General features: G+C 40.4%; 1 rRNA gene and 1 pseudogene. One reads left to right on the top strand and one right to left on the bottom strand.

From position 1 onward, the window contains the following. The first annotated feature begins 3 nt into the window (after positions 1–3). A 5S ribosomal RNA gene (gene rrf / locus H5187_RS23815) occupies positions 4–118 on the top strand. A gap of 129 nt (positions 119–247) precedes the next feature. On the opposite strand, the pseudogene H5187_RS24925 reads toward rrf, so the two are convergent. Beyond that, a pseudogene (locus tag H5187_RS24925) lies at positions 248–638 on the bottom strand (transposase); the annotation flags it as partial. Between the last annotated feature and the right edge of the window lie 141 nt (positions 639–779).

Genomic DNA, 779 nt, shown 5'->3' with positions numbered 1-779 from the left:
TTGCTTGGTAACAATAGCGTTTTGGACCCACCTGACCCCATGCCGAACTCAGTAGTGAAACGAAACAGCGCCGATGATAGTGTAGCATTTGCTATGTGAAAGTAGGACATTGCCAGGCTCCAAATAAGAGAAACCCGTTACAGCGATGTGACGGGTTTTTTGTTGTCTGGCATAAAGTAAAAAGAAGGTTCGAGGTGAAAGGCAATAGGTTTTAGGTAAAAAAGAATAATACCAATCGGCATAAAGATTAAGTCAATTTGATCCAGTCTCTAGAGCATATGCTTTTAACCGTATCAGGAATGGAAATGAATTTATTCCATGCTTGCGAAACCTGTTCGACTATTTCTTCATAACCACTAAACACACGATTAGATAAACAGTGTTGCCGTATCCCATACTTGCTCTATTGGATTTAACTCCGGGGAGTAAGCCGGAAGTTTTATTAGCATGATATTATTGAATGGTTGTACCGTATCAATAGTATGCCAACCAGCGCCATCAACGATCACGACGGCATGACGTCCTGCCTCCGTGGCTTTTGATATTAATTCCATGTGTTACGTCATGACGTCTTTATTGACTACAGGGCTGATCAGCGCTTCTGTTATACCATTACGTGGGCACACTGCACCAAATAATACCAATCTGCATAAAGATTAATACCAATCTGCATAAAGATTAAGTCAATTTTATCCAGTCTCTAGAGCATATGCTTTTAACCGTATCAGGAACAGAAATGAATTTATTCCACGCTTGCGAAACCTGTTCGACTATTTCTT

Source organism: Pseudoalteromonas sp. SG44-1 (genome assembly GCF_014164315.1).
In the GTDB taxonomy this organism is placed as follows: Bacteria; Pseudomonadota; Gammaproteobacteria; order Enterobacterales; family Alteromonadaceae; genus Pseudoalteromonas; species Pseudoalteromonas rhizosphaerae.
Note: the sequence above shows the minus strand (reverse complement) of the source record. Positions and strands in the feature narration are given on the sequence as shown.